Source organism: Gordonia malaquae NBRC 108250 (genome assembly GCF_000344135.1).
Lineage (GTDB): Bacteria > Actinomycetota > Actinomycetes > Mycobacteriales > Mycobacteriaceae > Gordonia > Gordonia malaquae.
In genome coordinates this window covers 201,624-207,623 of sequence record NZ_BAOP01000005.1, presented here as the reverse complement: position 1 = coordinate 207,623, position 6,000 = coordinate 201,624, and the positions used below count along the sequence as shown (strand labels likewise).

Annotated in this window: 5 protein-coding genes; 1 reads left to right on the top strand and 4 read right to left on the bottom strand. The window is 65.8% G+C overall.

The genetic code is table 11. From position 1 onward, the window contains the following. Positions 1-145 precede the first annotated feature (145 nt). A complete protein-coding gene (locus GM1_RS05630) occupies positions 146-1,123 on the bottom strand; it encodes a helix-turn-helix transcriptional regulator (protein WP_008377246.1) in 978 nt (325 codons plus the stop codon). A 32-nt stretch (positions 1,124-1,155) separates the two neighbouring features. Here GM1_RS05630 and GM1_RS05625 point away from each other — a divergent pair, with 32 nt between their 5' ends. Next, positions 1,156-2,700: an MFS transporter gene (locus GM1_RS05625; RefSeq protein WP_008377245.1), complete on the top strand. Its 1,545-nt coding sequence runs from the start codon at positions 1,156-1,158 to the stop codon at positions 2,698-2,700. A gap of 80 nt (positions 2,701-2,780) precedes the next feature. On the opposite strand, the gene GM1_RS05620 is transcribed toward GM1_RS05625, so the two are convergent. From GM1_RS05620 to GM1_RS05610, 3 genes are all read right to left on the bottom strand, one after another. Then, the gene (locus tag GM1_RS05620) at positions 2,781-3,848 is read right to left on the bottom strand and encodes an alpha/beta hydrolase (RefSeq protein ID WP_008377243.1); all 1,068 of its coding nucleotides are present in this window, start codon (positions 3,846-3,848) and stop codon (positions 2,781-2,783) included. A gap of 30 nt (positions 3,849-3,878) precedes the next feature. Further along, complete coding sequence (locus GM1_RS05615; RefSeq protein WP_008377242.1) at positions 3,879-5,381, bottom strand: sugar porter family MFS transporter; 1,503 nt, start codon at positions 5,379-5,381, stop codon at positions 3,879-3,881. Between the two features lie 63 nt (positions 5,382-5,444). After that, positions 5,445-5,921, bottom strand: coding sequence for a hypothetical protein (locus tag GM1_RS05610; protein ID WP_008377241.1), 477 nt, complete (start codon positions 5,919-5,921; stop codon positions 5,445-5,447). Positions 5,922-6,000: the final 79 nt, after the last annotated feature.

Genomic DNA, 6,000 nt, shown 5'->3' with positions numbered 1-6,000 from the left:
CTCTCGGGCTCACCATCAGTCACGACGTCGGATACGAACTCTCACCGCGAGGTGCCGCGTATCTGGCACACCTCGACTCCGCTCGATGAGCCGAGAAAGCCCCGCTCGATGAGCTGAGTAAGCTCCGCTCGATGAGCAGGAAGGATCAGCGTTCGGCGAGGTAGAGGGCCCTCGCTTCGCGGGCATTGCGGCCCCGCAACTCGTGCAGCACGGCGGGCGGGATCTCGATGAACTCGTAGTCCGCGTCGAGGCCGCCCATGGCGACGGCGATCCACCTCGCGTCGTCCACCTGCATGGTGACCTCCGCGCCGTCAGCATGGTCGGCGACCTCGGCGTGACGACCGATCCGCGACCGGACCAGATCGGCGTCGGTGTGCACGAGCAGCCTCACGACATGCTGATCGCGTCCCGCCCGCAAGCTGTTCCGGACGTATGCCGCCGCGTCCCCGCCGGGGACCGTCCGAGGACCGAAACGACGTTTCTCCGGTTTGGCGTCGGCGAGCCTGTCCAGTCGGAAGGTGCGCCAGTCGAGGCGGTCGAGGTCGTACGCGAGCAGGTACCAGCGTCGTCCCACCGGGACCAGACGAAGCGGCTCCACACGACGGCGTCCGGGCACCCGCCCGTCCCGGGCCGCGGGCGCGTAGTCGAAAGTGAGTTCCGTCGAGTCACGGCACGCGAGCGCCACCGTCGTCAGGGCCTCCGCATCGAGCACCGGAACTTCCGCTTCACCCGGCAATGTCACGCTCATCGCGCGGACGGCATCGGCTCGCCGTCGAAGTTTGGGCGGCAGCACCTGCATCACCTTCGCCAACGCACGGACCGACGCCTCCGCCAATCCTGCGGCAGGGCCCGACGCCGCACTCCGCAGTGCCGTAACGATCGCGACGGCCTCCCCCTCGTCCACCACCAACGGAGGCAGCGCGCCGCCCGGCGCGAGCTGATAGCCACCACCTGCACCGCGCACCGACTCGACCGGGTAGCCGAGTTCACGGAGTCGTTCGACGTCGCGACGCACGGTCCGCTCGGTGGTGTCGAGTCGATCAGCAAGTTCGGCTGCCGCCCACAGCCGATGTGCCTGCAGGAGCGCAAGCAGCTTGAGTGTCCGCGTCGTCGTGTCGGCCATACAGTGATCCTCACCCCGGTAGCGGACAGAAAATGACCGGAATAGTCCCCGATCTTACCGGACAGATGTTGTCCACATTGCTTCGTAACGTCATCGGTGACCGAAAGACCACTCACCGGCAGGAGCACCTCGTGAGCACCACCCTAGACACCCCGGCGCCCGGCGCGCCGACCCTCGATTCCGGCCCGAACATCGGAGGACGAGCGCGCACGATCGCCCTCATCTGTCTACTCGCGGCGTCGTTCATGGAGCTCATGGACGCGACGATCGTGAACGTCGCGCTCCACACTCTGCAAGAAGACCTCGGGGCCTCCCCCGCCGCTCTGCAGTGGATCGTCGCAGGCTATCCGCTCGCCTACGCGATCGGACTGATTCTCGGCGCACGCCTCGGTGACCGGTACGGCAGGCGTCGACTGTTCATTCTTGGACTCGTCGCTTTCGGTGCGGCGTCCCTCGCCTGTGGTCTCGCCGCGGATCCGACCCAGCTCGTCACGTTCCGCCTCATCCAGGGCGCCGCAGCCGCATTGATGGTTCCGCAGGTCCTGACCAACATCCAGGTCCTCTACCCGCCGGCCGAACGCGGCCGCGCCATGGGACTGTTCACTTCGGTCATCGGTGTCGCCGCAGTCACCGGACCGGTGCTGGGCGCAGTGATCACCAACGGCGACTGGTTCGACCTCTCATGGCGTCCCGCATTCCTGATCAACGTCCCGATCGCCGTCGTCGCAGTGATCGCCGCTCGAATCTTCATCCCGGAGACTCACGCCGACCGTCCGGCGCCGATCACCCTCGGCTCTGTCGCACTGCTCGGAGGCTCGCTCGCCGCGATCATGGCTCCGATCACCCTCGGTCCTGAGAACGACTGGCCCGCATGGGGATTCGTCCTGATCGCGCTCGGTGTGGTGGGACTGGCCCTGTTCGGCGCTCGTCAGGTCGCCGCTGAACGTGCAGGCTCCGTGCCCATGGTCCCGCCGTCGGTGTTCGGCACGGTCTCGTTCCGCTCCGGGCTCGCCGCATTCGCAGCACTGTCGATCCCGACGGGCGGCTACTTCCTGGTGCAATCCCTGCACGTCCAGTTGTCTCAGGGCTGGTCCGTGTTGCACACCGGCCTCATGTGGATCCCGTTCTCGTTGGCCGTCCCGATCGCGGCAGGCCTGTCGGCCACAGTGCTCGCGGCCAAGTTCGGCAAGCACGTCCTCCAGGCCGGCGCGGCCGTACTGATCACCGGCATGACTTCGATGATCGTCGCCAACGGGTCCGCCCACCCGGGAATCTGGTTCGCGGTCGCTCTGACAGTCGCAGGTCTCGGTTTCGGACTGATCGTCGGCGCGGCCGGGCTGCTCGTTCTCAACGATGTCCCGGTCGAGCAGGCGGGCGCGGCCTCCGGTGTGTTCAACACGGTCCAGGCGCTGACGGTGGCGATGGGCGCCGCGGTGATCGGCACCGTGTACAGCACGGTGTCGGAGTCGTCCGGCTTCGACGACGCCTACCGCATCGCGATGTGGATCATGATCGGCCTCGTCGCCTTCGGCGCCGTGATCGCGCAAGCCATGCCGAAGGTGAAGATCACCATCTGAACAACACAAAGATCGCCCGTCTCGCGCGAGACGGGCGATCTTTGTGTTCGTTCAGGAAGCCTCCCCCACGCGACGGCAGGTCAGGAAGCTGCGTCCATCGCCGCCGCGGCAGCGGCAGCCATCGCGGCGACCACGTCGCGTGCGGTCGGGCTGATCAGCCCCATGTTCGCGAACCCGTGGATCATTCCGCCTGCACGGTTCACCGTCACGTCAACGCCCGCCTTCTCAAGAGCCGCGGCGTAATCAAGTCCTTCGTCTCGCAGCGGATCGAAGCCCGCGACCACAACGTACGCCGGCGGGAGTCCTGCCAGTTCGCCCTTCAGCGGCGACGCTCGCGGGTCGTCCACGTCGTCTCGTGACGGAAGGTACGTGTCGATGAAGAACTCCATGTCCGCCTCGGTGAGGAACAGGCCTTCGGAGAACTCCTTGATGGACCCACGCTTGGTCGACACGTCGGTCACGGGATAGATGAGGAGTTGGAGGCACGGCTGCACAACGTCGTCGCGCACCTGCTGCGCGACGACCGCGCTCAGATTGCCGCCTGCCGAATCGCCCGCGACGACGATGCTGCGAGGGTCGAGCCCCCACGTCGGCGCCTGCTCAACGGCGTATCGGAAGGCCGCGACCGAGTCGTCCACAGCTGCCGGGAACTGGTGCTCGGGTGCGAGACGGTAGTCGACGGACAGGACGTCGGCACCAGACGCGACCGCCAACGCCCGGACCAGTGAGTCGTGGCTGGCTCGACTTCCCACGACGAACCCTCCGCCATGCAGGAACACAATCAGGCCGCGGGCACCGGACTCGCTGACTCGGTATCGCGTCGCGGGGATCGGACCGTCCGCGGACGGAATGATCAGGTCCTCTTCGATCGCGAACGGCGGGAACGTCTGCGCCATCGATGCAGACGTCTGGTCGAGGATCGTCCGCGACTGCGCGACGTCGCCGTTCAGCAGTGCCGCACCCGGAAGGTGCCGAGAGGCCACCGCGATGACCGCCATCTCGGGAGCGAGGCTCTCGCCGTCGGAGTTGGTTCGGGTGGCCCGAGTGAGCGCGACGAGCACACCGCGCGGAAGCAGGCCGAGCGCCTTCATCGCCGGGCGCTGGGCGCGTGCTTGCAGGGACAGGCTGACTGACGTTGCGCGGCTCACAATTGCCGAACTTATCACCAACCGTTGTCACTATGCGTCGTCGGTCACTCCGGCGAGACGATCCATGTCCTCCAGCGACCGTCCTTTCGTCTCCGGTACGAACTTGGCCACGAAGAGGAACGACAAGAAGGCGAACGCCGCGTACATGAAGTAGCCGAAGGTCAGACTGAAGTCCTTGATCGCCGGGAAGGTCATGGTGATGACCCAATTCGCGGCCCATTGTCCAGCCGCTGCGACCGACAGCGCCGCAGCGCGGAACCTGTTCGGGAACATCTCACCGAGCAGAACCCACACCATCGGCCCCCAGCTCATGCCGAAGAAGACGACGAAGCCGTTCGCGGCGATGAGCGCGACGACACCCCACGCGCCCGGCAGAGTCTGCACCGCCTCGCCGTCCTTCATCACTACCTGACCGTTCTCGATCTTGTCGGTGAGCTGACCGAAGCACACCGCCACAGCGGCGAGCGTCACCGTCATGCCGACCGAGCCGACGAGAAGCAGTGGCCGACGCCCCACCCGATCGACGAGGGCGATCGCGACGAGTGTCGTCGCGATGTTGATGACCGAGGTGATCGTGGACGTGAGGAACGCCTGACTCTCGTCGAAGCCCGCGGCCTCCCACAGCACGTTCGAGTAGTAGAACACCACGTTGATCCCGACCGCCTGCTGAAAGACCGACAGCAGGAGACCGATCCAGACCACCGGGTAGATTCCACCCGCCGGGCGTTTGAGGTCGCGCCAAGACGGCTTCTTCTCGCTGTTCATGCTCGCCCGGATGCTGTCGATAGTGAGTTCGAGATCGCGTGCACCGAGAAGCCGTTCGAGCACGGCACGTGCTTCGGGAAGTCGTTGCTGCGAGATCAAGTAGCGCGGTGATTCCGGAATGGTGCCCGACAGCACTCCGTAGAGGATCGCGGGCACAGCCATCATCAAGAACATCCACCGCCAGGCGTCCATGCCGAGCCACAGCACTTCGTTCGCACCGCCGGCGATGTTGCGCAGCGCGAGGTTGACCAAGAACGACAGGAAGATGCCGAGCACGATCGCGAGTTGCTGCAGGGAGCCGAGCCTGCCCCGGATACCCGCAGGCGACGTCTCCGCGATGTAGGCGGGCGCGATCACCGACGCGACGCCGACCGCGAATCCCCCGACGACGCGGAACACGATGAAGAGCACCAGCCCGCCCGTTCCCCAGCTGGACGGCGCAAAGGCACAGCCGACAGCACTGAGGACGAACAGCACTGCGGCAATCTTCATCACCATCAGACGACCGATCCGGTCGGCGATCCGACCCGCGGTCAAGGCGCCTGCTGCTGCTCCGAGAAGCGCAGAGGCGACGGCGAAACCGAGTGCACCGGAGTTGATCGCGAAGTCTTCTTCAAGCGCCTTAGTCGCCCCGTTGATGACGGATGTCTCATAGCCGAACAGCAGTCCACCCAAGGCGGCGACGGAGGCGATGCGAACCACTCCGTGTCCGGTCCCCTGGTCGTCAGATGTCGCACCTGCGTCAGAGGTGGGGCCGGAGACGTTCATGTGCACCCTTCGAGAGACGGACGAGTAGTCCGATCGTATGACGATTGAGGAGTCTCGTGGTGCCTATCCCTCGCCAACGCTCGGCGCATCCGCATCGTCGATCCCATCGACTGGCGGCGCCGAGCCTCCGAGCACGCCGTGAAGCCCACCAGAAACGATCAGCGCCAGGGTCAGAAACATCGCAACGGGAAGCCCTGGCATGAAGAACACCAGGCCAGGAAGACATAACTGCGCCTCGGCGCATACCGCTGGATCGGTCAGCATGCGTGCCAGCACAAACGAGAGTCCGGCAACCATCAGCCATGCGACTACAAAGGTCCACGTGGCCCCGCCACTGGCCCCTCGTCGACGCAGCACAGCCGCATTGCACGCCAGGCCGAGAGCCACGACCCCCGCGCCGAAGGTGATCGTCGCCGACAGCCGGGCGTCCTCCTCCATGCTCGAAGGCCCTGCAGTGTTCCAGTAGATCGCGATGGTCAGCCACGGCGCCGACAACGCCACGACAAAATGGCAGAGTCGCCATACCGCGTTCGACGTCATCCTCACGAAACTCCTCCCGCCACGATCCTGTCACGACGCTCACAGCGAGCGCAGACTGTCGAGACCGGCGGGTGTGGGA

Bases quoted from the DNA above. Each gene is read 5' to 3' on its own strand.
- GM1_RS05630 (WP_008377246.1), bottom strand. From the start codon at position 1,123: ATGGCCGACACGACGACGCGGACACTCAAGCTGCTTGCGCTCCTGCAG.
- GM1_RS05625 (WP_008377245.1), top strand. From the start codon at position 1,156: ATGACCGGAATAGTCCCCGATCTTACCGGACAGATGTTGTCCACATTG.
- GM1_RS05615 (WP_008377242.1), bottom strand. From the start codon at position 5,381: ATGAACGTCTCCGGCCCCACCTCTGACGCAGGTGCGACATCTGACGAC.
- GM1_RS05610 (WP_008377241.1), bottom strand. From the start codon at position 5,921: ATGACGTCGAACGCGGTATGGCGACTCTGCCATTTTGTCGTGGCGTTG.